The following is a 23,753-nucleotide window of genomic DNA, read 5'->3' as shown; positions in this document are numbered from 1 at the left end:
TCTTCATCGGAATCTCCTCGTTCATCCTGCCGAGAAAATTCTACTTCCGCATCCCCTTAAGATCGGGGGGGATTACCTAAGGTTCGCTTGCGATACAAGAATGATCGAGTCCTCTCCGAAGATCTGGCGCCCAGCGAAACCTCAGACGGACAAGCGCATCCTCTCCGCTGGCGAAGCCCGCGCACTGATAGATGGCGCGATCGAGCCTCACATCAGACTCGCTCTCATCCTGCTTCTCGGAACCGCAGGGAGGGTTGGCGCCGTTCTGGACCTCACATGGGATCGTGTCGATTTTGACCGAGGGACCATCAATCTGCGGCTCGAAGATTCCCAGACCAGGAAAGGACGAGCCGTAGTGCCGATGAATCCTAGTACCCGCGCCGCGCTGGATGTGGCTTACCGTGCCGCACTATCTGAGTATGTCGTTGAGTATGCCGGCGGACAGATCAAGTCGATCCGCAAAGGGTTTCAGGGTGCCGTGACCAGATCAAAGGTTGGGCATGTGCGGATCCACGATCTCAGGCACACAGCTGCTGTGACAATGCTGGCCAGCGGCGTCACGCTGGAAAAAGTGAGCCAAGTTCTCGGCCACAGCAATACAGCCGTCACGTTCTCGACTTACGGACGATATTTGCCAGAACACATGAGCGACGCCGTGAATGTCCTGGACTTCATGAACTTGAAAGCGTGCCGCTAGGTTCAATGAACCAAGGCGCACTTTGCAATAAAGTGCAGTAACTTCGAAAATATCAATGATTTCAATAGGAAAAGTGGTGGGTGATAAGAGATTTGAACTCCTGACATCTTCGATGTGAACGAAGCGCTCTACCACTGAGCTAATCACCCGTGAGGCCGGTGTTTACCTGCAGCTTTCGCAGTTCGCAAGAGGGGCGCATGCAGATTTTTGCGCCATATCGGAATTTTCCTCTATGGCCTCTCGCGGAGGGGGCGATAGCACAGAGTTCGCAAGTGGCCGGCCCGAAAACAAGCTCGTCTCGCCCACACGCGGCAGAGCAGAACGGAAAGGGGCTTTGCCCCTCTTGGCCTCGGGCCAATTCACCCCAGGATATTTGGAGTTAGAAGAAGGGCGGCATCCTTGCTTCTTCTAACGAGAAATATCCCGGAGCGCGAGGCAGAGCCTCGCATTGCGTTGCCAATCCAGCGTGCAGCATGCTTGGCCTAAGGCGCAGTGGGGGGCAATTTGCCCAGGTGACCAGCTCCACGAAAAAGGGCGCCCCAAATTGGGACGCCCCTTGATTTCAGCAGATACGCGACGGTCAGTGGGCCGTGGCGCCGCTGCTGTCACCACTTTTCAGCGCGGCGGCTGCGGCGGCGGCTTCTTCGGCTTCTTCGTCCCATTCAATCGGGTCGGGCGTACGCACCAGCGCGATCTTCAACACCTCAGAGACGTTTTCGACCGGGATGATCTCCAGCCCTTCTTTGACGTTGTCCGGGATCTCCGGCAGGTCCTTCTCGTTCTCCTTGGGGATGAGAACGGTCTTGATCCCGCCGCGCAGTGCGGCCAGCAGTTTCTCCTTGAGGCCGCCAATGGCCAGCGCATTGCCGCGCAGGGTCACCTCGCCAGTCATGGCGATGTCCTTGCGCACCGGAATGCCGGTCAGCACGGAAACGATGGAAGTCACCATCGCGAGACCCGCCGAGGGGCCATCCTTGGGCGTGGCCCCTTCGGGCACGTGCACGTGGATGTCCCATTTGTCAAATCGCGGCGGCTTGATGCCCAGACGCGGCGAAACGGAGCGCACATAAGAGCTCGCGGCCTCGATGGATTCTTTCATCACATCGCCGAGCTTACCGGTGGTCTTCATCCGGCCCTTGCCCGGCAGGCGCAGCGCCTCGATCGACAGAAGCTCGCCGCCGACCGAAGTATAGGCCAGCCCGGTCACCACGCCGACCTGATCCTCCATCTCTGCCAGACCATAGCGATACTTCGCCACGCCCAGGAAATCGTCGAGATTGTCGCGGGTTACGCTGACGCTCTCAGTCTCTTTCTTGACGATGGAGGTCAGCGCCTTACGCGCCACCTTGGCGATTTCGCGTTCCAGATTCCGCACCCCCGCCTCGCGGGTATAGGTGCGGATGATATCGGTCAGCGCCTCGTCGGAGAGTTCAAACTCCTTGGCCTTCAAGCCGTGGTTATTGACCTGTTTGGAAATCAGGTGCTGCTTGGCGATCTCGCGTTTTTCGTCCTCGGTATAGCCCGAGAGCGGGATGATCTCCATCCGGTCCAGGAGCGGGCCGGGCATGTTGTAGCTGTTCGACGTGGTCAGGAACATCACGTTGGAAAGGTCATATTCGACCTCCAGATAGTGATCCACAAAGGTGGCGTTCTGTTCCGGGTCCAGCACCTCCAGCATCGCGCTCGCCGGGTCGCCCCGGAAATCCTGGCCCATCTTGTCGATCTCGTCGAGCAGGATCAGCGGGTTGCTGGTCTTGGCCTTTTTCAGCGCCTGGATGATCTTGCCGGGCATCGAGCCGATATAGGTCCGGCGGTGGCCGCGGATCTCGGATTCGTCACGCACACCGCCGAGCGAAATGCGAATGAACTCGCGCCCGGTTGCCTTGGCAACGGATTTACCCAAGCTGGTTTTACCCACGCCCGGAGGGCCGACGAGGCAGAGGATCGGCCCCTTGAGTTTCGCCGAGCGCTGCTGCACTGCGAGATATTCGACGATGCGCTCCTTGACTTTTTCCAGCCCGTAGTGATCCGCATCGAGGATCTCCTGCGCGCGGTTCAGGTCTTTTTTGACACGGGATTTGGTGCCCCATGGGATCGACAGCATCCAGTCGAGATAGTTGCGCACCACGGTGGCCTCGGCCGACATGGGCGACATGTTCTTGAGCTTCTTGATCTCGGCCTCGGCCTTTTCCTTGGCCTCCTTCGAGAGCTTGGTCCCGGCGATTTTCTCTTCCAGTTCGGCGATTTCGCCAGCGCCGTCCTCGCCGTCGCCCAGCTCCTTCTGAATGGCCTTCATTTGCTCATTCAGGTAATATTCGCGCTGGGTCTTTTCCATCTGGGTTTTGACGCGGGTCTTGATCTTCTTTTCGACCTGCAACACCGAGAGTTCCGACTGCATCAGCGCATAGACTTTTTCCAGCCGCTCGCTGATCGAGAGGGTTTCCAGCAGTTCCTGCTTGCGGTCCACCTCGATGCCGAGGTGACCGGCGACCAGATCCGCCAGCTTGGCCGGCTCGGTGGTCTCGCCCACGGCGGTCAGCGCTTCTTCGGGGATGTTCTTGCGCACTTTGGCATAGCGCTCGAACTCGTCGCCGACAGTGCGCAAGAGCGCCTCGGTGGTGGTCACATCGCCGGGCATCTCCGAGAGCGCCTCGGCGCGGGCCTCGAAGAAACTGTCATTGTCGAGAAACTCGGTGATCTTCACCCGCCGCTGGCCTTCGACCAGCACCTTGACGGTGCCATCGGGCAGTTTCAGCAGTTGCAGCACATTGGCCAGCACGCCGGTGCGGTAGATCCCGTCCTGATCCGGGTCGTCCTCGGAAGGGTCAACCTGGCTGGACAAGAGAATCTGCTTGTCGTCGGACATCACCTCTTCAAGGGCGTGCACCGACTTCTCCCGGCCCACGAACAGCGGCACGATCATGTGGGGGAAGACCACGATGTCGCGCAACGGCAGAACGGGGTAGGAGGAATTGAGAGGCTCTTGCATACTCGGTCCTTTTTCTTGGCAAGACGGCCCGGCCCCGGATTCGGCAGCCACGGTCATCTCCTCTTTGACTGTCTTTATCTGGTCAGCCGGTTAATATTTTTCAACCAGCCGCCACATGCTGTTGTGAAGAGCATGCCCGTCCCCGCAGGGGACCACAAGGGCACTTTGCCTTCACTTTGCTGGAAATCACGATCCGGGAAGCAGCCTGCACCACGCGCCGGATCTGCGGCAAAACCAGCGGAAAAATCAGGCATCGATCGCAAAAAATGCAGCGCCCGCTTTCACGCGTAACCCGACGGTAACCTTTGGAAAAGGCAACATTGCATGCAAAAGCTGCAATAGTGACGCAAGGTTCTCGCATAGCGCGACCACCGCCGCACTCCCGCCGCGACGCACGCCCGGCAAATCGGCCTCAGAGCGGCTCGATATCGCCCATCTCGCGGTTTGCGTGAAAATCCTTCTGCCAGGCGTCAAATGTTCCCGCCGCGATTGACTCGCGCATGCCCGCCATGATGTCCTGAAAGTAATGCAGGTTATGCCAGGTCAAAAGCATCCCGGAGATCATCTCGTTCGCCCTGAAGACGTGATGCAGATAGGCGCGGGAATATTTGCTGCACGCCGGGCAGCCGCAGTCGGCGTCCAGCGGGCGCGGATCGTCCTGATGGCGGGCGTTCTTGATGTTGACCACACCATGGCGGGTAAAGGCCTGCCCGGTACGACCCGAGCGCGACGGCAACACGCAATCCATCATGTCGATGCCCCGCGCCACCGCGCCGACGATATCATCGGGCTTGCCCACGCCCATCAGGTACCGCGGCTTGTCCTGCGGCAGCATGTCGGGCGCGTAATCCAGACAGTCAAACATCGCCGCCTGCCCCTCGCCCACCGCAAGGCCACCGACCGCGTAACCGTCAAAGCCGATGTTTTTCAGCGCCTCGGCGCTTTCTTCGCGCAGGTCGCGCTCCAGCCCGCCCTGCATGATGCCAAAAAGCGCATGCCCCGGCCGGTCGCCAAAGGCCTCGCGCGAGCGTTCCGCCCAGCGCATCGACAGGCGCATGCTCTCGGCGATGCGGTCACGATCCGCCGGCAGCGCCGGGCATTCGTCAAAACACATCACGATGTCAGAGCCCAACAGCCGCTGGATCTCCATCGAGCGTTCGGGCGTCAGCTCGTGCTTGGAGCCGTCGATATGGGATTTGAAGGTCACGCCCTTTTCCGTGAGCTTGCGCAGCCCCGCCAGCGACATCACCTGAAATCCGCCGCTATCGGTCAGGATCGGGCGGTCCCAGTTCATGAACTTGTGCAAGCCGCCCAGACGGTCGATGCGCTCTGCGGTGGGGCGCAGCATCAGGTGATAGGTATTGCCCAGGAGAATATCGGCCCCCGTCGCGCGCACGCTTTCGGGCATCATTGCCTTCACCGTGGCGGCGGTGCCCACCGGCATGAACGCGGGCGTGCGAATATCCCCACGCGGCGTGTGAATCACGCCGGTTCTCGCTTTGCCGTCCGTTGCCGTCATTTCAAAGTTGAAAAGCTCTGCCATCTGATGTTCCTGCGTCAGTCTGCGCATCACCCCGGTGGTGATTCACACCTAATGCCAAGGAGGCGCTCCTATGTCCACAGATGACCCCCAACCAGCCCTGCGTCTTGGATGGGAGGAATGGGTCCGGTTGCCGGATCTTGGCCTGCCTGCCCTGCGCGCGAAAGTAGATACCGGTGCGCGGACCTCTGCGCTGCATGCGACCGATATCGAAACCTTCGGCCCGCAAAAGGCCCCCAAGGTGCGATTCACCGTGCATCCGATTCCGGGACGCGAAGATCTGCTGATCCCCTGCTCGGCGGAGATCAAGGACCGGCGCGAGGTGGCCTCCTCTAACGGCGAGCGCGAAATGCGTTATGTGATCGAAACCAACCTGGAGATCGGCGGCGAGACCTGGCCGGTCGAGGTTACGCTGACGGATCGGCGCGGCATGGCGCTGCATATGCTGCTGGGACGGCAAGCGCTGAACGAAACCATCGCCGTGGTGCCCGCCGAGCGCTATTGCCAGCCGGAGCTGGATTATTCCGTCTACGCCACCCCTGCGATCCGCCGCAAGGCGCCCAACCGCGCCCTGCGCATCGCGGTGCTGAGCCGGGAAAACAACTATTCCACCCGACGGCTGGTGGAAGAAGGCGAAAAGCGTGGCCATACGGTCGAGGTGATCGACACCACCCGCTGCTATATGTCGATCAACGCGCTGGCGCCCGAAATCCACTATGACGGCAAACGCCTGCCCCGCTATGACGCGGTGATTCCGCGCATCGGCGCATCGGTGACCCAATATGGCACCGCGCTCCTGCGCCAGTTCGAAACCCTCGGCACCTATTGCATCAATGGCAGCGAGGGCATCACCGCCAGCCGCGACAAGCTGCACGCGCATCAGTTGCTGGCGCGCTCCAAGATCGGCATGCCCCCCACCGCCTTTGCCGCCTCGCCCAAGGACACTTCGGCGCTCATCGACATCGTCGGCGGCGCGCCGCTGATCGTAAAGCTGCTGGAAAGCACCCAGGGCAAGGGCGTGGTGCTGGCGGAAACCAGAAAGGCCGCCGATTCCGTGATCACCGCCTTTCGCGGCCTCAAGGCCAACTTTCTGGTGCAGCAATTTGTGAAAGAGGCCGCCGGGGTCGATATCCGCTGTTTCGTGATCGGCTCCAAGGTGGTGGCAGCGATGAAACGCTCCGGCGCCGAGGGGGATTTCCGCTCCAACCTGCATCTGGGCGGCAGCGCCGTCTCGGTGCGCATCACCAAGGAAGAGCGGATGACCGCGATCCGCGCCGCCAAATGCTTCGGCCTTGGCGTTGCGGGCGTTGATCTGTTGCGCTCCGACAGTGGTCCCAAGGTGCTGGAGGTGAACTCCTCGCCGGGGCTGGAGGGGATCGAGAAGACCTCCGCGAAAAACATCTCCTCACTGATCCACGACGAGATCGAAGCCAATGTGCGCCCTACCCCCTTGCGCAGCCGCAAGGCTCTGGAGGGCACCGCGGAATAGGCGCTCTGCGCGAAATGACATGGCTTTCCCCCTTGACCCGCGACGCGCCAGGGGGGAACGCTCTTCGCATCCCATTCTTCATCCCGGATGCTGCCCCATGACCGAACAAGACCTGACCAACGCGCTCTCAAGCAATATCCTCTTCATCCTCGGAGCGGTCTTCCTGATCCTCGTGGTTCTGAAGGGCGTGCGCATCGTCCCTCAATCGGAAAAATTCGTGGTCGAACGCTTTGGCCGGCTGCGCGCGGTGCTGGGTCCCGGCATCAACTTTATCGTGCCGTTTCTCGATATTGTGCGCCACAAGGTCTCCATCCTGGAGCGCCAGCTGCCCAATGCCAGCCAGGACGCCATCACCCGCGACAACGTGCTGGTGCAGATCGACACCTCGGTGTTTTACCGCATTCTGGAGCCGGAAAAGACCGTCTACCGGATCCGTGACGTAGACGGCGCCATCGCTACAACCGTCGCCGGGATCGTGCGCGCCGAGATCGGCAAGATGGATCTGGACGAGGTGCAATCCAACCGCTCGCAGCTGATCGGCCAGATCCAGCACAGCGTCGAAAGCGCGGTGGACGACTGGGGGATCGAGGTCACCCGCGCCGAGATCCTGGACGTGAACCTCGATCAGGCCACCCGCGACGCCATGCTGCAACAGCTCAACGCCGAGCGCGCCCGCCGCGCCCAGGTGACCGAGGCCGAAGGCAAGAAACGCGCCGTCGAACTCGCGGCCGATGCCGATCTCTATGCCGCCGAGCAAACCGCCAAGGCCCGCCGTATTCAGGCCGACGCCGAAGCCTACGCCACTGAGGCGGTCGCCAAGGCTATCGCCGAAAACGGCCTCGCCGCCGCGCAATACCAGGTCGCCCTGAAACAGGTCGAGGCGCTCAACGCGCTTGGCACCGGCGACGGCAAGCAAACCATCCTGGTGCCCGCCAACGCGCTGGAGGCCTTCGGCAATGCCTTCAACATGCTGAAGGGCAAATCCTGATGAGCGCGCTCTGGTCCCTCTGGTGGATCTGGGGCGCCCTGGCCCTAACGCTGGCGATCATCGAAATCCTCGCGCCGGGCTTCATCTTTCTCGGCTTTGCCATCGGTGCCGCGGGCGCGGCAGTCCTGCTCCTGATCGGTATGGCCCCCTCGCTGCCGCTCCTGCTCCTGCTCTTCGCGGCCCTGTCGCTGGCCGCCTGGCTCCTGCTCAAACGCCTCTTTGCTCTGCCCAGGGGCCAGGTCAAAACCTTTGATACGGACATCAACGACTGAGCTTTCACCTTGCCCGAAATACCTCGGGGCGCGCGAGGGGGAGCGTCCCTCGCAGGCTTGCTCGCCTCCTCCGGCACGCCCCCACTGGACCCCGCCCGCCATAATCCCTATATAATCCGTCAGAAACCCTGACCGAGGCCCCAATGACCCAAGCATCCGAACCGCTCGAAGGCGCGCCCCTGATCGCGCCCTCCTCCGTGTCCCATCCGCTCTATGAGCCGGTGGTCGATGCCTGCCGCACTGTCTATGATCCTGAAATTCCGGTAAACATCTACGAGCTGGGACTGATCTACACCGTTGATATCTCAGACGAAAACGACGTGAAAATCATCATGACCCTGACCGCGCCCGGCTGCCCCGTGGCAGGCGATATGCCCGGCTGGATCGTCGATGCGATCTCGCCCGTGGATGGTGTCAAAAGCGTCGATGTCGAACTCACCTGGGAGCCGCCCTGGGGCATGGATATGATGTCCGACGAGGCCCGCCTCGAACTCGGCTTCATGTAATCCACAGCCCGCCCCTTGTCGCACCCATGCGTCCTCCTTACCTTTAGGAGGACATAGAAACGGAGCCCTCCCATGTTCGCCATCCCCGGCAAACAAGCTGTCACCATGACCCCCCGCGCCGCCGCGCAGATCTCCAAGCTGATGGAGAGCGCGGGCCATGCGGGCCTGCGTATCGGCGTCAAGAAAGGCGGCTGTGCGGGCATGGAATACACCATGGAATATGTCGACCAGCCCGACCCCAACGACGAAGTCGTCGAACAGGACGGCGCCCGGGTGCTGATCGCGCCAATGGCGCAGATGTTCCTCTTTGGCACCGAAATCGACTATGAAACGACGCTGCTGGAATCGAGCTTCAAGTTCAACAACCCCAATGTCGCGGACGCCTGCGGCTGCGGCGAGTCGATCTCCTTCAAGGTTGGCGGCCAATAAGCGCGCGAAACAACGCCATCACAGCACATTCTGATCAGGGCCCCACGCGGGCCCTTTTTCATGGGCAGGGCCGCCAGCAAGACCCCGTTCTGATTGCCCGGCGCCATCGCCGGTGCTACCACCAAGGGCAAGCAACACAACAACAGAAAGGGTGCGGCATGGCGCGCAAACTCGCAGCAGGCAATTGGAAGATGAACGGCACCGGCGCGAGCCTCGCCGAGCTGGAGACCCTGGCCCAGGGCGATCTGCCTGCGGATGTCGAGGTGCTGATCTGCCCGCCCGCCACGCTGCTCTCGCGCGCGGCGACCCAGGCCGGGGCGATCCACATCGGCGGTCAGGATTGCCACGCCGCCGCATCGGGCGCCCATACCGGCGACATCAGCGCCGAGATGCTGCGCGACGCGGGCGCCTCCCATGTCATCCTGGGCCACTCCGAACGCCGCGCCGATCACGGTGAAAGCGACGACACCGTGCGCGCCAAGGCCGAGGCCGCCATTGCTGCGGGTCTCACGGCGGTGGTCTGCATTGGCGAAACCCTGGAGGAACGCGAGGCGGGCTCGACCCTCTTGGTGGTCGGTATGCAGCTGGCAGGCTCCCTGCCCGATGTTGTCAGCGCTACCAATCTGGTCGTCGCCTATGAGCCGGTCTGGGCGATCGGCACCGGCAAGATCCCGACGCTCGAACAAATCTCCGAGGTGCATGATTGCCTGCGCGACGCGCTGGTGCAGCGCTTCGGCGATATCGGCCAGGATATCCCGCTGCTCTATGGCGGCTCGGTAAAGCCGGGCAATGCGGCAGAGATCTTTGGCGTGGCCAATGTCGACGGCGCGCTGGTCGGCGGTGCCAGCCTCAAGGCCGCGGATTTCACCCCCATCATCACGGCGCTCGCCGCAAGCTGAGCGGCAGCCCCCGAGACAACCAAGACAAGGCGCATATCCTGCGCCTTGTCTCCTTGTCGCAGCGCTTGCCGCAGGGTTAAGCAGCAGCCTCCACGGCGCGTTTGGTCATCACCCCGACCAGATGCGCGCGATAGGACTTGCTGCCGTGAATATCACCAATCATCCCGTCAGCAGGCACACTGAGGCCCGAGATTGCATCAGCGGTGAAATTCGCGCTCAAGGCCGCCTCGGCCTCCCCCCAGCGGAACACACCTTCTTCAGACGCCCCGGTGACAGCGACCCTCACCCCATCGGCGAATTTCGCCACAAAGACCCCCACCATGGCAAAGCGCGACGCGGGCTGAAGGAACTTCTGATAGTTCGCCGCCTCCGGCAGCGGGAACCTGACGGCCGTGATGATCTCGCCGTCCTCCAACGCAGTGGTGAACATCCCCTGGAAATACTCATCCGCACCGATCTCACGCAGGTTGGTGACAATGGTTGCCCCAGACGCCAGCGCCGCCGCCGGATAGCAGGCGGCCGGGTCGTTATTGGCCAATGATCCGCCAATGGTGCCACGGTTGCGCACCGCCGGATCGCCGATACCACCCGCAAGCGCCGCCAGCGCCGGATAGGCCCCGGCGCCCGCAGCCACATCCGCATGACGCGTCGCCCCGCCGATCACCAGCTGCCCGTCGCCACTCTGGATCCCCTGCATCTCGGCAATGCCGCTCAGGCTCACCAATGTCACCGGCATCGCCAGGCGCTGCTTCAGCGTCGGGATCAGGGTCTGCCCCCCGCCCAGCGCCTGCGCATCCTCTTCGCCCATAGCAGCCACCGCATCGGCAACACTCGTGGGCCGCGTAAATCCAAACTCATACATCGCATGTTCTCCCTGAAAACCAACCGGCTTTCATCTTTTCTCAAATATCCCGGGGGTGCGGGGGCTGGCCCCCGCCGCCACCCTCTATCCCTGCATCGCGGCCCAGACCCGGGCGGGCGACAGCGGCATGTCGATATGGGTCACATCCTTGCCCGCCGAGCGCAGCGCATTGACCACCGCGTTGACCACCGCCGGCGGCGAGCCGATCGCGCCTGCCTCGCCACAGCCCTTGACCCCCAGCGGGTTATGGGTGCAGGGCGTCTGGCAGGAATGATCCACCTGATAGAAGGGCACATCATCGGCCCGCGGCATGGCGTAATCCATGAAGCTCGCGGACAGAAGCTGCCCATCCTCGTCATAGACGCAGCCCTCCAGAAGCGCCTGACCGATGCCCTGACCAATACCGCCATGCACCTGACCGTCGACGATCATCGGGTTGACGATATTGCCAAAATCATCCGCCGCGGCAAAGCGCTCGATGCTGACCTTGCCGGTCTCCGGATCCACCTCCACCTCGCAGGCATAGGCGCCCGACGGATAGGTGAAATTTGACGGGTCATAGAATGCCGTCTCCTCCAGCCCCGGCTCGATCTCCTCCAGCGGATAGTTATGCGGCACATAGGCCGCCAGGGTCACATCCCCCCAGGCCACGGATTTATCGGTGCCCGCAATCGAGAACTGCCCATCCTTCAGCTCGACATCCGCATCTGACGCCTCCATCAGATGGGCGGCGATCTTCTTGGCCTTGGCGATGATCTTCTCGGTCGCCTTCACCATGGCAGAGCCCCCCACGGCGAGCGAGCGCGAGCCATAGGTGCCCATGCCCATCGGCGTATTGGCGGTGTCGCCATGTTCGATCTCGATCATATCCTCGGGGATGCCGATCATCTCGGAAATCACCTGCGGAAACGACGTCTCATGCCCCTGCCCGTGGCTGTGGCTGCCGGTCATCACCACGATACCGCCGGTGGCATTGACCCGCACCGTGGCGCTCTCATAAAGCCCGGCCCGCGCGCCCAGCTGGCCAACCAGCTGCGAAGGCGCAATGCCGCAGGCCTCGATATAGCAGTTCACCCCCAGCCCGCGCAGCTTGCCAGCTTTCTCGCTCTCGGCGCGCCGCGCGGCAAAACCGGCCAGGTCAGCGACCTCTTCCAGCTTGTCCATCGTCGCCACGTAATCGCCGGTGTCATATTCCACCGCCACCGGCGTGGCATAGGGGAACTCGGTGATGAAATTCTGCCGCCGGAGCGCAATAGGATCGACGCCCAGCTCCAGCGCCGCCTTGTCGATCACCCGCTCCAGCTGGAAGGTCGCCTCGGGCCGTCCGGCCCCGCGATAGGCATCCACCGGCACCGTATTGGTGAACACCGCCTTGACGTTCACATAGATCAGCGGCGTCTTGTAATTGCCCGCCATCAGCGTGCCATGCAGCCAGGTCGGCACCGAGGGCGCGAAGGTCGAGAGATACGCCCCCATATTGGCGTAGGTATCGGTGCGCAGCGCGGTAAAGTTGTTATCGGCGTCCAGCGCCAGTTCGATCTTTGTCACATGGTCGCGGCCATGGGCGTCGGACATGAACGCCTCACTGCGCGAGGCGGTCCATTTCACCGCCCGGTTCAGCGCCTTGGCGGCAAAGGTGCAAAAGGCCTCCTCCGCGTAGTGAAAGATCTTGGTGCCAAAGCCGCCGCCCACATCCGGCGCCACCACCCGCAGCTTGTGTTCCGGGATGCCGAGCACAAATGCCCCCATCAACAGGCGGATCACATGCGGGTTCTGGCTGGTGGTATAAAGCGTGCTGTCGCCGGTGGCGCGGTTGAAATCCCCCACTGCCACGCGCGGCTCCATCGGGTTGGCGATCAGGCGGTTGTTGACCAGCTCCAGCGTCGTCACATGCGCCGCCTCCTCAAAGGCCTTGGTCACCGCCTCCTTGTTCTCCTCGACAAATCCCCAGTCATAACAAAGATTTGAGGTCAGATCGTCATGCACCTTGGGCGCGCCGTCCTCCAGCGCCGCCTTCATGTCGATGACGGCGGGCAACTCTTCGATGTCCAGCTCAATGGCTTCGGCGGCGTCGCGGGCCTGTTCCAGGGTCTCCGCCACCACGGCGGCAATGGGGTCGCCCACATGGCGCACCTTGCCTTGCGCCAGAACCGGATGTGCCGGTTCCTGCATCACCTCGCCAAAACGGTCCGTCACCTGCCAGCCGCAGGGCAGACCGCCGACGCCTTCGAAATCCTTGCCGGTAAAGATGCGCAGCACGCCGGGCATCTCTGCCGCCGCGGCGGTATCGAGGCTGGTGATCCTGCCATGCGCCATATCCGAGCGCAGGAAGAACACATAGGCCTGACCATTTACGTTGATGTCATCGGTGTAATTGCCGGTTCCAGTCAGGAACCGCACGTCCTCGCGCCGTTTGGTGGCGGCACCGATGCCGCGCTCCTTGGCGTCAATATCCTTGGGCATAATCCACTCTCCTCCCAGAAATACGGGCCGGGTCATGTGGGCCGCGGGCAGGCTCCTCTTCCTTTGCGCGGTCTGACCGTTCGGTCCGCAGGATTGTCACGGGTTCACGTCACAGCCCACATCCGGCGGGCTGGTTTGCAGCTTTGGCGGCCTATTCCGCCGCGATGGCCGATACATCCTGCCCCGAGGCCGCCAGTATCGCCTTGACGATATTGTGATAGCCGGTGCAGCGGCAGAGGTTGCCCTCCAGATAGTGACGGATCTCCGCCTCGGTGGGTTTGGGGTTCTCCTTCAGGAGTGCTGCCGCAGACATCACCATGCCCGGGGTGCAGAAACCGCATTGCAGCCCGTGATGTTCCTGAAACGCCGCCTGAATGGCATTGAGCGTGCCATCGGGCGCGGCCTGGCCTTCGATGGTGGCCACCTCGGCGCCCTCGGCTTCCAGCGCCAGCATGGTGCAGGATTTCACCGCCCTGCCATCCACATGCACCACACAGGCACCGCATTGGCTGGTGTCGCAACCGACATGGGTGCCGGTCAGGCCCAATGTCTCGCGCAGGAACGCCGATAGCAATGTACGCCCCTCGACCTCGCCGCTCGCGGCCTTGCCGTTCACGGTCATGGAGACTTTTGTCATAAATTCCTCCCTTGGCTAAATTCTTTGATCTGGCTGAGATCAGTTAACCATGCGCTTTCAAATGGCGCGAGGATTTTTTGCGACAAGGGCAATCGCCAAAAGAACGGCGTCCGGGAGCCCTGTCGGCGCCTTAGACGTCCTCCGGGCGGCGCGGGCGTGGCCGGGTGGGGATCTCCTTGAGCAGCCCCCCCACGCCCATGGCGGCAATATCGTCAGAGCTGACATTCAGCCCGCAGATCACCCGCTCCAGCACCCAATCGGCCCCATTGAGCGCCGGAGAGCGCGCACATCCCGGCAGGCCGATCACAGGTTTCCGACCTAATTGCCCAAGAAACAACAGGTTGCCCGGATCCACCGGCATGCCAAAGCGGGTCACGCTGCCCCCCGCCAACCGCAGCGCTTCGGGTGCCACATCCATCGGGTCCGAGGTGGCAGAGCCGGTGAGGATGAACAACACCTCGCCCGGGGCCTTGCCCAGCGCCTCGGCGATATCAGCCGTTTGATGCCGCACCACCACCCGGTCGCTCAGCGTCAGCCCCATCCGGTCCAGCCGCCCCGCCATGGCGGCCCGCCCCTTGTCCTTGGGTGGCTCTTTGGTCACCCGGGTCTCGATCAGAGTGGCCGAGCGATAGATCGGCGGCAAAACCCGGATCGCCTGCGCCGCCTGCGCCACTGCCCGGATCAGATGCGCCTCCGGCACCGCGTAGGAGATGATCTTGATGGTGGCCACCATCCCATCGGCATCGACCCGGTGATAATCCGGCACGGTCGCCACCGAGATCATCGGATCAACCCCATTGACCCCGATAATCTGCGTGCTGTTCACCCGGGTGATGCCAGCCTTGGTCGCATGCAGGTTCACACGCCCTGCCCCGGCGTCAGATATCCGCAGGCCCAGCGCGGCGGGCTCGGGCGCGAGGGCTTCGGCGAGGATACGGGCAGCGATATCCTCATGCAGATCACCCGCTTCCAGCCGCGCGGCGATGACCTCGGCAAAGCCCGCACCGCGCAGCTCTGCCAGATCCGCCGCGCCCAGCCGCGTGCCCTTGGCGACGCGGCGGGTCTCCCCTTGCAGGGAATGGGCCAGCAGGCAACCCTCGGCCGCCTCCAGCAGGACGGGGCCGAATTTCATGTCGCCCTGCCCCGCAGCACCGCTGTCATCTCGGCAATAATCGACACCGCGATTTCCGCCGGGCCAGCGGCGCCGATGTCCAGTCCGATGGGGCCGTGGATGCGGGCGATATCATCCTGGCTGAAGCCCGCTGCGATCATTCGCTGCTTGCGCTGCCCGTGGGTGCGGCTGGAGCCCAGCGCGCCGATATAGAAACACTCCGCCCCAAGCGCTGCCTGCAATGCCGGATCGTCCAGCTTGGGGTCATGGGTCAGAAGGACCAGCGCGGTGCGCGCATCCAGCCCCAGCTTTGCCACCGCCTCGTCGGGCCAATCCTCAAGGATCGTCTCGCCCGGGAAGCGCGCGGCAGAGCCGAAGGCGGCGCGCGGCTCGACCAGTACCGAATCATAGCCCGCGATTCGCGCCATCGGCACCAGCGCCTGGGCGATATGCACCGCCCCCACCACGATCAGCCGCAGGGGCGGATTATGCACCCCGACAAAGGCCTGATCCTCGCCGATGATGCCGGATTGATCCAGCCGCATCCGTGCCGGGTAGGAGGCCGCATTGACCAGATGCCCCGCGCCGGTCCGAAGGTCGACCTCATAGGCCAGCGCCCGGCGCTCGGCCCGCGCCAGCACCAGCGCCTCCAGGGTTTCTTCCTCCAGCGTCTTGCCGACCGGCTCCAGCAGCACCCGGATGGTGCCGCCACAGGCCAGCCCCACAGCAAAGGCATCCTCGTCGCTGACCCCGAATTCCAGAAGCTTGTGCTGCCCCGTCGCCAGTGCCTCCTGCGCTTCCAGGATCACCGCGCCCTCGACGCAGCCGCCGGAAACCGAGCCCTCAATGCGGCCATCGCCGCCCACCACCAGCTGCGCGCCGGTGCGGCGCGGCGCCGAGCCCCAGGTCTCCACCACCGTGGCCAGCACTGCACCGATGCCGTCGCGATGCCAGGCCAGCGCCAGCTCGGGTGCCTTGTCAAACCGGTTGGTGTCGGCCTGCGTATCAGAGCGGGGCGGCGTCGCCCCATCGGTGCCAGTGGTCATAGCGGGTTTCCCGGTGCCAGAGAGGTTACGGATCTGGGTTCAAACTTGGCGCTAAGGGGCGAACATTCAAGAACAAATTAAAGCGAATTCGCAGATCCTCGACTGCGGGGACTGCCCAGCTGTCAGAGCATCGCCATCAGCCGCGCCTTTTCGCCACTGTCCTCGGGGCGAGAGATCACCTCGGCCAGCGCCATCAGCGAGGCGATGTTATGGCCAGCGCGGAAGCTGTCCACATGCGGCAGCATGGCGCGGATGCCCTGGGCGCGCGGGGCAAACCCCTCCCAGCGCATCAAGGGGTTGAGCCAGATCAGGCGGCGCGCTGACAGATGCAGCCGCTGCATTTCCCGCGCCAGATCCTCCGGCGCATCCCGGTCGAGCCCATCCGTCACCAAAAGCACCACCGCGCCCTGCCCCATCACCCGGCGCGACCAATCGCGGTTGAACGCATGCAGGCAGGCGGCGATGCGGGTGCCGCCCTGCCAGTCCTGCGCCTGCGCCCCGGCGGTGGCCAGCGCCGCATCCACGTCGCGCTGGCGCAAATGGCGCGTGATATTGGTCAGCCGGGTGCCAAAGGTAAACCCATGCACCCGCCCCCATCCCTGCCGCCGCCGCAGCCCCGGTGTTCGCTGGGCATTGGCGACACTATGCAGGAAATGCAGCACCATGCGGCTGTATTGGCTCATCGAGCCAGAGATATCGCAGATCACCACCAGGTTCGGATTACGTGTCACGGGTGCGGTAAAGGCAAGCCGTTGCAGCTCGCCCCCGTTGCGACAGGCGGCACGTATGCTGCGCCGCCAGTCCGCCCGCGCGCCTTGCGCCGACGGCAGATGGCGGCGCGTTTTCAGGGGCTTCACCGGCAGGGTCAGCCGCGCCAGCATTCGCTTGGCCTCGCCGATCTCCGCCGTGCTCATCTGTTCAAAATCCAGCGTCTTCAGCCGTTCCTCGGGCGAAAGCGTCAGGCTGGCGTCGATCTCGATCTCCGTGCCCTCGGGCTCCCCCTCCGGGAGATCATCCGGCAATTGCCCGTCCAGCAGCGCCTCGGCGGCGCGTTTCTCGGCGGGTTTGGCGGCGCGCTCCTCCTGCACGCCGCGGATCGCGGGCAGCATCGCCGCCATCATATGTTCCAGATAGCGCGGATCGCGCCAATAGAGGCGGAACACCTGCGCAAACACCGCGCGCTCTTCGGGGCGGGAGACGAAACAGGCATGCAGCACCCAGTAAAAATCCCGCCGCGAGGTAAATCCCGCTGCCGCCACCGCCTCCACCGCATCCAGCACCCGACCGGTGCCCACCTTCAGGCCCGCCTTGCGCGGGGCGCGGGCGAAATGGGTCAGGTTGGCGACCAGCCTGGGGTTCTCTGGCAGGGTGAGTGGCGGCAGGGTGGACATCAGAGCCGCCGGGGGCGCTGACCCCCGGGATATTTGAGAAAAGATGAAACCGCATTTCCTCCCTCCGCCAGCTCGGCCCTGGCCGCATCCAGAATGCGCTTGGCCTCGGAGCCTTGCAGCTTGGCGATATCGTCCTGATATTTCAGGATCGCACCCAGAGTGTCAGCGATCACCTCGGGGCTGAGGCTGACCACATCCAGCGCCAGGAGGCAATTGGCCCAATCGATGGTCTCGGCCACGCCGGGTTTCTTGAACAGATCCTCGCTGCGCAGGGATTGAACAAAGGCGACAACCTCGCGGCTCAGGGTCTCGGCGGCCTCGGGCACGCGGGCGTGCAGGATCTCCAATTCGCGGTCGAAATCCGGGTAGTCCACCCAATGATAGAGGCAGCGGCGTTTCAGCGCGTCATGCACCTCGCGGGTGCGGTTGGAGGTGAGCACCACCATGGGCGGCTCCGGCGCCTTGATCGGGCCGAGTTCGGGGATGGTGACCTGAAACTCCGAAAGCGCTTCCAGCAGAAAGGCCTCGAAGGGTTCATCGGTGCGATCAAGCTCGTCGATCAGCAGGATCGGCGCGCCCCGCTCGTCCGGCTGCATCGCCTGCAACAAGGGGCGGGCGATCAGGTAGTCTTCCGAAAAGAGCTCCGCCTGTAGCGCGCGGCGGTCGGCGCTGCCTGTCGCCTCGGCGGTGCGGATCGCCACCATCTGGGCGGCGAAGTTCCATTCATAGACGGCGCTCGCCGCATCCAGCCCCTCGTAGCATTGCAACCGGATAAGGCGCCGCCCCGTAACGGCAGAGAGCGCCTTGGCGATCTCGGTCTTGCCGACACCGGCCTCGCCTTCCAGAAACAGCGGCCGCCCCAGGCGCGCGGCCAGGAACACCACCGTCGCCAGCGCCCGCCCGCAGACATAGCCCACCTCGGCGAGCCGGTCCTGCACCGCGTCGATGGATGAAAACTCGCCCTGCTGGCCCATGATGTCCGCCTCCCTCATTCAGGCTCAAGAGGCCACGCAGAGCCGCATTCGTCAAGCTGTTGCCCCCAAGCGGCCATTCTGTTGCCAAGGAGAGATGCTGCAACAGGCCACCGCACAGGGATTGGCAGCGATTGACGCCCGCCCCGCCGCAATGCGACAAGATCGGCAGACACTGGCGGGCGGACTGGCGGGCGGGCGGAGCAGAAAAGGAAGCACAGACATGCGCATCACCGCGGTGACCTGCGTCAAGAACGAGGGCCCCTTCCTGCTGGAATGGATCGCCTATAACCGGCTGATCGGGGTCACGGATTTCCTTTTTTATTCCAATGATTGCACCGATGGCACCGATGCGCTGCTGGATGCGCTGGCGGCGCGGGGCGGCGTCAGCCATCTGCCCAATCCGGCGCAGGGGCGCGCCTATCAGATGGAAGCGTTGAAAGATTGCGCCCATCAAAGCGTGGTCAAGGATGCAGACTGGCTGTGGATTGCTGATGTGGATGAGTTCCTCAATATCCATGTGGGCGATCATAGCATCCCGGCGCTGATCGACGCCTGCGACAACCCGCAGGCGATCTCGGTGACGTTTCAGTTCTTTGCCAATGCCGGTGTGACACAATTCGAGGACCGCCCGGTGATCGCGCAGTTTTGCCAGAGCCATAATCCTGACGTCTGGTGCGGCGAGACGGCAGTGGAGGTCAAATCCCTCACCCGGCGTGATTTCCCGCTTGGGTATTACGGCGCCCATCGCCCCTTTATGAAGAAGAACACGCAAGCCGAGGCACGACCGCGCTGGAGCGATGGCAGCGGGCGGCAGGTGCCGCATAAATTCCTGGTGGCAGCCAATCCGCGCCGCATTCGCCGCTTTCCGGCCAAGGGCGCGCGCACGCATGCCACGCTCAACCACTACGCGCTGCGCTCGCTCGACAGCTATCTGGTCAAGACGGACAGGGGCGATGTCAACCGCGAACATCGCGATTTTGATGCCACCTATTGGCGCGAGCGCAATGATGCCGCCTGGGAGGACAGATCCATCCTGCGGATGCTGCCCGCGCTGGAGCGGGAGCTGGCGGCGCTGAAATCGGACCCCGAGATCGCCCGGCTGCACGCTGATTGCGTCGCCCGCCATATCGCCCGGCGCGATGCGCTGATGGCGCAGGCGCCCTATCAGGACATGCGCCGGCAGTTGCAGGAGGCTCCGCCCCTGCCCCCGCAGGAAACCGCCTTGCTGGAAAAACTCGGAGTGCGCGCATGAGTGTTCAGGTCATCAATCTCGGCCTGCCGAAATCCGGCACCACCACCCTGCATCACGCGCTCAAGGCGGCAGGCTACCGGGTCGCCGATCACCGGATCAAGACGGCTGACGCCGAGGACAAGGAGCGGTGCTTTGTCGGCACACTTATGTATGACGGGCTTTATCGGCACGGCGATCCGCTCGCCCTCCTGCGCGACTATGATGCGCTGGCGGAGGTGAGTTTTATCCACGGCGGGCAGTCGATCTGGCCGCAGGGCGATCATGCGATGCTGCTGGCGCTGCGCCGCCTGCATCCAAAGCTGCGATTTGTCGCCACCCGCCGGGACACCGAGGAGCTGGCCGATTCCATCATGCGCTGGAACAACCTCGGCACCGGGCGGCTGCCGCGCGCGCAGGTCCCTGGCATGCCCAAGGGATACGGCCATGGCATCGACGAGCAGATGATCTGGATTGATGGCCACTACGAGGCGCTGGCGCATTGGTTCCGCGATGATCCGCTCTATCTGGAGCTCGACGTGGCAGCCCCGGATGCGCAGCAGCGGCTGGCGGATTTTCTGGGGCGGCCAATGCCCTGGTGGGGGCGTGCCAATGTCAACAAGGGCGGTGACACCGCCAGGAAAAACCGGAAAGCGCCTGATTGATGCGGATCTATCTTCATATCGGGCTGCACAAAGCCGCCTCTGACCGCCTGCAAGCGGTGCTGAGCGATAAGCGCGCGCAGCTGTTGAGCCGCAAGATCCTGGTGCCGCAGGCCGCCGGTGGCAAGAACCATACGCGGCTGTTCATGGCGGTCACGGATCCCGACCACGTGGATCCGCTGCGCCACAGCCGGGGCCAGGGACCGGTCGAAAAACAGACCGAGCTGCGCGAGACGCTGATCGCGGCGCTGCGGCGCGATATCGCCACCCATCAGCCCGAGGTCCTGATCCTGAGCGCTCATCAGCTCGGCACCCAGCTATCGCGCCCGAGCGAGCTGCGCCGCCTCAAGGCACTGCTGGAAGAGTTTTCCAGCGACATTCGTATCGTCGCCCATATCGACTCGCAGATGCAAATGCTGCCGCAGGTCTATGCCGATCAGATCCTGGAGGGCCGTGCTGCACCATTGAGCCGCGATCTTGCGCTGCTTGGGGCCGAAAGCTGGTGGCAGGCGGCGCGCGATACCGCGCCGGTGATCGCGCCGCAGGCGGGCCTATTCGAGGAAAACCAGGCGGCGCCCTTCTGGCTGGATTTCTGCGCGCTGCAACGGGTCTGGGAAGAGGTCTTTGGTCGCGGCACGCTGAGGTTTCGCCCCTATGACGCGGCGATGTTCGAGAGCGCCGATTTCACCCGCGAGGTGCTGAGCTGTTTTGACATTCCCGGCCAGATCGGCCGCGCAAAGGCCGTGCGCAGATCCGCCCCCCCTGCCGCCGCCTGGCTGACGCGCGCGCGGCTCTTCAACGCGCTGCTGTTGCAGGTGCTGGCGCGAGGCGAGCATCTTCTGCCACGCAAGCTCTGGCGTCAGATGCTGTTGGATATGCAGGTTGGCGGCGCGCCGATCGCGCCGGAAACGCTCAGCCCTGTGGGCCAGTATTTTGCCGAGGACAACGCAAGGCTCTGTGCCGCGCAACCGGATCTGCCTGCCTCGATGTTTGAACTCCCACCAGAAGGGAGCGGCGGGCAGGCGCAGGGCTGGCAGGAAGCCGATCCGACGCTGGGGTTTCGCGCCTCGCAATATCTGCTGGCCTTCTGGTCCCGCATCCAATCCGCAAACGCAGAAGAACGCGCCGCGCAAAAGGACAGCGCCCAGACGCCCCCTCAGAGCCGCGCGGCGCCTCCGGCCAAAGCGCCTGCCGCGCTCTCGCCCACGGCGCAACGGCTGCTCTCCGCCGCGGCGGTACAGAAATTCGAGGCGCTGCAAGGCTCCTCGTTCAAGCCCCACAATGACCTTGGCCAGCTCGAAGAACACATCCTGCTGCCCCCCTTTGCCGAAGCCGCGCCCACCCCGCCTGCCACCGGCAGCAGCGGTACGGTGATTGTCGGCTGCATGAAAAACGAGGCCCCCTATATTCTGGAGTGGATCGCCTATCACCGCATGATCGGGGTTGATCACTTCTTGATCTACAGCAACGGTTGCACCGACGGCACCTCTGAAATTCTGGACCGTTTACAAGTGCTTGGCATAGTCCAGCACCGCAACAACGACAATTGGAAAGGCCCGTCGCCGCAGCAATATGCGCTCAATCAGGCGATGAAGGAACCGCTCATTCAGAAGGCCGACTGGCTGATCCATATCGACGTGGACGAGTTCATCAACATCCGCTGCGGCAATGGCACGCTCGCGGATCTGCGCGCCCGGGTGCCCGATGCCAGCGCCGTCGCCATGACCTGGCGGCTGTTTGGCCACAACGGCGTCACCCGACTGGCGGATCAGCCGGTGATCGCGCAATTTGATCGCTGCGCGCCGAGGTTCTGCCCCAAGCCACATACGGTCTGGGGCTTCAAAACCATGGTCAAGAACAGCGGCGCCTATCAGAAAATCTCTTGCCACCGGCCCACCAAGCTGGTTCCCGAACGCGCGACCGAGGTCAAATGGGTCAATGGCTCCGGCAAGGATATCACCAATGAGACGCTGGAGCGTAGCTGGCGCAGCTCCAAGAAGACCATCGGCTATGATCTGGTGCAGCTCAATCACTACGCGCTGCGCTCGGCCGAGAGCTATCTGATCAAGCGCCAGCGTGGCCGCGCCCTGCATGTGGAGCGCTCGATCGGGCTCAACTACTGGATCCGCATGGATTGGAACGACCACCAGGACGTCACCATCCAGCGCAACCTGCCGCGGCTGGAGGCCGAAATGGCGCGCCTGATGCAGGACGCCGAGCTGAAGCGCCTGCACGACGCGGCTCTGGCCTGGCATCGCGCCAAGGCCGAAGAGCTGCACGCCACCCCGGAATTCGAGGATCTCTACAGCCAGGCGCTGGAAATTGACCTCACTGCGAGCGAGCGCGTCGCCTGGGCGCTCTCGCTGGATCTGGAGAGCTGACATGCGCACGCTGGCCGTCATGACCGTCCGCAACGAGGCGGCTTACCTCCTGGAGTGGCTGGCCCATCACAAGGCGGTGGGGATCACGGATTTTCTTGTGTTCTCAAACGATTGCGACGACCCCACCACAGAGATTCTGGACCGGCTCGACGCGCTTGGCCACCTCGCCCACATGCGCAACGACGGCCCCTATGACAAGGGCGGCATCCAGTTCACCGCGCTGAAAAAGGCCGACAAGCATCGGCTCGCCAAAGGTGCTGACTGGATCTTGTCGCTGGATGTGGATGAGTTCGTCAATATCCACACCGGCAAGGGCCAGATCACAGACCTGCTGGAGGCCCTGCCGGAGGCGGATGCGATCACCCTGACATGGCGGCTCTTCGGCAATGCCGATCAGGTGCGCTATCAGGGCGAAATGGTCAGCGACCGCTTCATTCGCGCCGCGCCCGCGATCATGTACTGGCCCTGGCGCGCCTCAATGTTCAAGACGCTCTATCGCAACAACGGCACCTACCGCAAAATCGGCGTCCACCGCCCCCGCAGCGTCAAGGACGAGGCGGCGCTGGAGGGCTTTCGCTGGTTTGACTGCGCCGGGCGCGAACTGATGGGTGATTTCAAGACCAAGCGGCTGTTTTCCAACTACCGCCAGGACAATTACCAGCTGGCGCAGCTCAACCATTATCCGCTGGGCGCGATGGAGAGCTATATCCTCAAGGCCGCCCGGGGCCGTGCCGTGCACAGCGATCACATGCTGGATGTGGATTATTGGGTGGAGCGCAATTTCAACACCGACGAGGACACCAGCATCGCCCGCTACCGCCCCACCCGCGACGCCATCCTTGCGATGTTCCTGGAGGACGACCAACTGGCGCAGCTGCACGATCAGGCAGTGCAATGGCGCAAGGATCGCTTTATGTCGCTCATGCGCGAAGAACCTTACCGCGCGCTTTTTGCCCGGCTGATGATGACCCCGCCCTCACGCCCGATCAGCGAGCTCTCCGGCCGCACGCTCACCGGCTTTGCCAACCTGGGACGCAACCAGCTGCGGATCCTCAAAACCGAACACCCCACGGCCCCCGATCCCGATCCCGAAACCTAACGCCAATGCGCCCCGGTAATCCCCCCCGATCTTAAGGGGATGCGGAAGTAGAATTTTCTCGGCAGGATGAACGAGGAGATTCCGATGAAG

General features: G+C 63.3%; 20 protein-coding genes and 1 tRNA gene. 11 read left to right on the top strand and 10 right to left on the bottom strand.

Features of this window, described 5'->3' with window-relative positions; genetic code table 11:
* Positions 1 to 697, top strand: a 697-nt coding sequence (locus HCZ87_RS12610) for a site-specific integrase (protein ID WP_254868632.1), incomplete at its 5' end; no start/stop codon positions are given.
* 74 nt (positions 698 to 771) lie between these two features.
* Here the strand turns inward: HCZ87_RS12610 and HCZ87_RS12605 are convergent.
* The 3 genes from HCZ87_RS12605 to tgt form a co-directional block, all read right to left on the bottom strand.
* Positions 772 to 846, bottom strand: a tRNA-Val gene (locus HCZ87_RS12605).
* 431 nt (positions 847 to 1,277) lie between these two features.
* On the bottom strand, positions 1,278 to 3,686 hold the full coding sequence (gene lon / locus HCZ87_RS12600) for an endopeptidase La (protein ID WP_167644157.1): 2,409 nt from the start codon (positions 3,684 to 3,686) through the stop codon (positions 1,278 to 1,280).
* Between the two features lie 412 nt (positions 3,687 to 4,098).
* Complete coding sequence (gene tgt, locus HCZ87_RS12595; protein WP_167644155.1) at positions 4,099 to 5,229, bottom strand: tRNA guanosine(34) transglycosylase Tgt; 1,131 nt, start codon at positions 5,227 to 5,229, stop codon at positions 4,099 to 4,101.
* 70 nt (positions 5,230 to 5,299) lie between these two features.
* Between tgt and rimK the strand changes: the two genes are divergently transcribed.
* The 6 genes from rimK to tpiA all read left to right on the top strand — a co-directional run bounded on the left by rimK (position 5,300) and on the right by tpiA (position 9,809).
* A complete protein-coding gene (rimK, locus tag HCZ87_RS12590) occupies positions 5,300 to 6,715 on the top strand; it encodes a 30S ribosomal protein S6--L-glutamate ligase (RefSeq protein ID WP_167644153.1) in 1,416 nt (471 codons plus the stop codon).
* Between the two features lie 97 nt (positions 6,716 to 6,812).
* Positions 6,813 to 7,703, top strand: a complete 891-nt coding sequence (locus HCZ87_RS12585; protein WP_167644151.1) for an SPFH domain-containing protein — start codon at positions 6,813 to 6,815, stop codon at positions 7,701 to 7,703.
* Positions 7,703 to 7,975: a hypothetical protein gene (locus HCZ87_RS12580; RefSeq protein WP_167644149.1), complete on the top strand. Its 273-nt coding sequence runs from the start codon at positions 7,703 to 7,705 to the stop codon at positions 7,973 to 7,975. Before HCZ87_RS12585 ends, HCZ87_RS12580 begins: the two co-directional genes overlap by 1 nt.
* Before the next feature lie 143 nt (positions 7,976 to 8,118).
* Entirely contained in the window at positions 8,119 to 8,481 is a 363-nt protein-coding gene (locus HCZ87_RS12575) for an SUF system Fe-S cluster assembly protein (RefSeq protein WP_167644148.1), read from the top strand.
* 72 nt (positions 8,482 to 8,553) lie between these two features.
* Complete coding sequence (locus HCZ87_RS12570; protein WP_167644146.1) at positions 8,554 to 8,910, top strand: iron-sulfur cluster assembly accessory protein; 357 nt, start codon at positions 8,554 to 8,556, stop codon at positions 8,908 to 8,910.
* A gap of 158 nt (positions 8,911 to 9,068) precedes the next feature.
* Positions 9,069 to 9,809: a triose-phosphate isomerase gene (gene tpiA / locus HCZ87_RS12565; RefSeq protein ID WP_167644144.1), complete on the top strand. Its 741-nt coding sequence runs from the start codon at positions 9,069 to 9,071 to the stop codon at positions 9,807 to 9,809.
* Positions 9,810 to 9,885: 76 nt separating this feature from the next.
* Here the strand turns inward: tpiA and HCZ87_RS12560 are convergent, their stop codons facing one another.
* The 7 genes from HCZ87_RS12560 to HCZ87_RS12530 all read right to left on the bottom strand — a co-directional run bounded on the left by HCZ87_RS12560 (position 9,886) and on the right by HCZ87_RS12530 (position 18,311).
* Positions 9,886 to 10,671: a xanthine dehydrogenase family protein subunit M gene (locus tag HCZ87_RS12560; protein WP_167644142.1), complete on the bottom strand. Its 786-nt coding sequence runs from the start codon at positions 10,669 to 10,671 to the stop codon at positions 9,886 to 9,888.
* Positions 10,672 to 10,755: 84 nt separating this feature from the next.
* Positions 10,756 to 13,134, bottom strand: a complete 2,379-nt coding sequence (locus HCZ87_RS12555; protein WP_167644140.1) for a xanthine dehydrogenase family protein molybdopterin-binding subunit — start codon at positions 13,132 to 13,134, stop codon at positions 10,756 to 10,758.
* A gap of 151 nt (positions 13,135 to 13,285) precedes the next feature.
* On the bottom strand, positions 13,286 to 13,771 hold the full coding sequence (locus tag HCZ87_RS12550) for a (2Fe-2S)-binding protein (RefSeq protein WP_167644139.1): 486 nt from the start codon (positions 13,769 to 13,771) through the stop codon (positions 13,286 to 13,288).
* Positions 13,772 to 13,901: 130 nt separating this feature from the next.
* Positions 13,902 to 14,903 (bottom strand): molybdopterin-binding protein, encoded by a 1,002-nt coding sequence (locus HCZ87_RS12545; RefSeq protein ID WP_167644137.1) that lies wholly within the window; start codon positions 14,901 to 14,903, stop codon positions 13,902 to 13,904.
* Positions 14,900 to 15,928 carry an XdhC family protein gene (locus tag HCZ87_RS12540; protein WP_167644135.1) on the bottom strand — a complete coding sequence of 343 codons (1,029 nt, stop codon included), beginning with the start codon at positions 15,926 to 15,928 and terminating at the stop codon, positions 14,900 to 14,902. The genes HCZ87_RS12545 and HCZ87_RS12540 overlap by 4 nt, the downstream gene beginning before the upstream one ends.
* A 122-nt stretch (positions 15,929 to 16,050) precedes the next feature.
* On the bottom strand, positions 16,051 to 17,319 hold the full coding sequence (locus HCZ87_RS12535) for a VWA domain-containing protein (RefSeq protein ID WP_167644134.1): 1,269 nt from the start codon (positions 17,317 to 17,319) through the stop codon (positions 16,051 to 16,053).
* Positions 17,319 to 18,311 carry a MoxR family ATPase gene (locus tag HCZ87_RS12530; protein WP_254868631.1) on the bottom strand — a complete coding sequence of 331 codons (993 nt, stop codon included), beginning with the start codon at positions 18,309 to 18,311 and terminating at the stop codon, positions 17,319 to 17,321. Before HCZ87_RS12530 ends, HCZ87_RS12535 begins: the two co-directional genes overlap by 1 nt.
* Positions 18,312 to 18,513: 202 nt before the next feature.
* Between HCZ87_RS12530 and HCZ87_RS12525 the strand changes: the two genes are divergently transcribed.
* The 4 genes from HCZ87_RS12525 to HCZ87_RS12510 are packed head-to-tail and all read left to right on the top strand — an operon-like array spanning position 18,514 to position 23,663.
* Entirely contained in the window at positions 18,514 to 19,545 is a 1,032-nt protein-coding gene (locus HCZ87_RS12525; protein ID WP_167644132.1) for a glycosyltransferase family 2 protein, read from the top strand.
* A complete protein-coding gene (locus tag HCZ87_RS12520) occupies positions 19,542 to 20,186 on the top strand; it encodes a sulfotransferase (protein WP_167644130.1) in 645 nt (214 codons plus the stop codon). Before HCZ87_RS12525 ends, HCZ87_RS12520 begins: the two co-directional genes overlap by 4 nt.
* Positions 20,186 to 22,564, top strand: coding sequence for a glycosyltransferase family 2 protein (locus HCZ87_RS12515; protein ID WP_167644128.1), 2,379 nt, complete (start codon positions 20,186 to 20,188; stop codon positions 22,562 to 22,564). The genes HCZ87_RS12520 and HCZ87_RS12515 overlap by 1 nt, the downstream gene beginning before the upstream one ends.
* A gap of 1 nt (position 22,565) precedes the next feature.
* A complete protein-coding gene (locus HCZ87_RS12510; protein ID WP_167644126.1) occupies positions 22,566 to 23,663 on the top strand; it encodes a glycosyltransferase family 2 protein in 1,098 nt (365 codons plus the stop codon).
* Positions 23,664 to 23,753: the final 90 nt, after the last annotated feature.

Origin of the sequence: Phaeobacter sp. HF9A (genome assembly GCF_011806385.1) — a bacterium.
Lineage (GTDB): Bacteria > Pseudomonadota > Alphaproteobacteria > Rhodobacterales > Rhodobacteraceae > Epibacterium.
The sequence above is the reverse complement of the archived record's forward strand: the minus strand, read 5'-3'. Positions and strand labels throughout refer to the sequence as shown.

Bases quoted from the DNA above. Each gene is read 5' to 3' on its own strand.
- lon (WP_167644157.1), bottom strand. From the start codon at position 3,686: ATGCAAGAGCCTCTCAATTCCTCCTACCCCGTTCTGCCGTTGCGCGAC.
- tgt (WP_167644155.1), bottom strand. From the start codon at position 5,229: ATGGCAGAGCTTTTCAACTTTGAAATGACGGCAACGGACGGCAAAGCG.
- rimK (WP_167644153.1), top strand. From the start codon at position 5,300: ATGTCCACAGATGACCCCCAACCAGCCCTGCGTCTTGGATGGGAGGAA.
- HCZ87_RS12585 (WP_167644151.1), top strand. From the start codon at position 6,813: ATGACCGAACAAGACCTGACCAACGCGCTCTCAAGCAATATCCTCTTC.
- HCZ87_RS12580 (WP_167644149.1), top strand. From the start codon at position 7,703: ATGAGCGCGCTCTGGTCCCTCTGGTGGATCTGGGGCGCCCTGGCCCTA.
- HCZ87_RS12575 (WP_167644148.1), top strand. From the start codon at position 8,119: ATGACCCAAGCATCCGAACCGCTCGAAGGCGCGCCCCTGATCGCGCCC.
- HCZ87_RS12570 (WP_167644146.1), top strand. From the start codon at position 8,554: ATGTTCGCCATCCCCGGCAAACAAGCTGTCACCATGACCCCCCGCGCC.
- tpiA (WP_167644144.1), top strand. From the start codon at position 9,069: ATGGCGCGCAAACTCGCAGCAGGCAATTGGAAGATGAACGGCACCGGC.
- HCZ87_RS12560 (WP_167644142.1), bottom strand. From the start codon at position 10,671: ATGTATGAGTTTGGATTTACGCGGCCCACGAGTGTTGCCGATGCGGTG.
- HCZ87_RS12555 (WP_167644140.1), bottom strand. From the start codon at position 13,134: ATGCCCAAGGATATTGACGCCAAGGAGCGCGGCATCGGTGCCGCCACC.
- HCZ87_RS12550 (WP_167644139.1), bottom strand. From the start codon at position 13,771: ATGACAAAAGTCTCCATGACCGTGAACGGCAAGGCCGCGAGCGGCGAG.
- HCZ87_RS12545 (WP_167644137.1), bottom strand. From the start codon at position 14,903: ATGAAATTCGGCCCCGTCCTGCTGGAGGCGGCCGAGGGTTGCCTGCTG.
- HCZ87_RS12540 (WP_167644135.1), bottom strand. From the start codon at position 15,928: ATGACCACTGGCACCGATGGGGCGACGCCGCCCCGCTCTGATACGCAG.
- HCZ87_RS12535 (WP_167644134.1), bottom strand. From the start codon at position 17,319: ATGTCCACCCTGCCGCCACTCACCCTGCCAGAGAACCCCAGGCTGGTC.
- HCZ87_RS12530 (WP_254868631.1), bottom strand. From the start codon at position 18,311: ATGAGGGAGGCGGACATCATGGGCCAGCAGGGCGAGTTTTCATCCATC.
- HCZ87_RS12525 (WP_167644132.1), top strand. From the start codon at position 18,514: ATGCGCATCACCGCGGTGACCTGCGTCAAGAACGAGGGCCCCTTCCTG.
- HCZ87_RS12520 (WP_167644130.1), top strand. From the start codon at position 19,542: ATGAGTGTTCAGGTCATCAATCTCGGCCTGCCGAAATCCGGCACCACC.
- HCZ87_RS12515 (WP_167644128.1), top strand. From the start codon at position 20,186: ATGCGGATCTATCTTCATATCGGGCTGCACAAAGCCGCCTCTGACCGC.
- HCZ87_RS12510 (WP_167644126.1), top strand. From the start codon at position 22,566: ATGCGCACGCTGGCCGTCATGACCGTCCGCAACGAGGCGGCTTACCTC.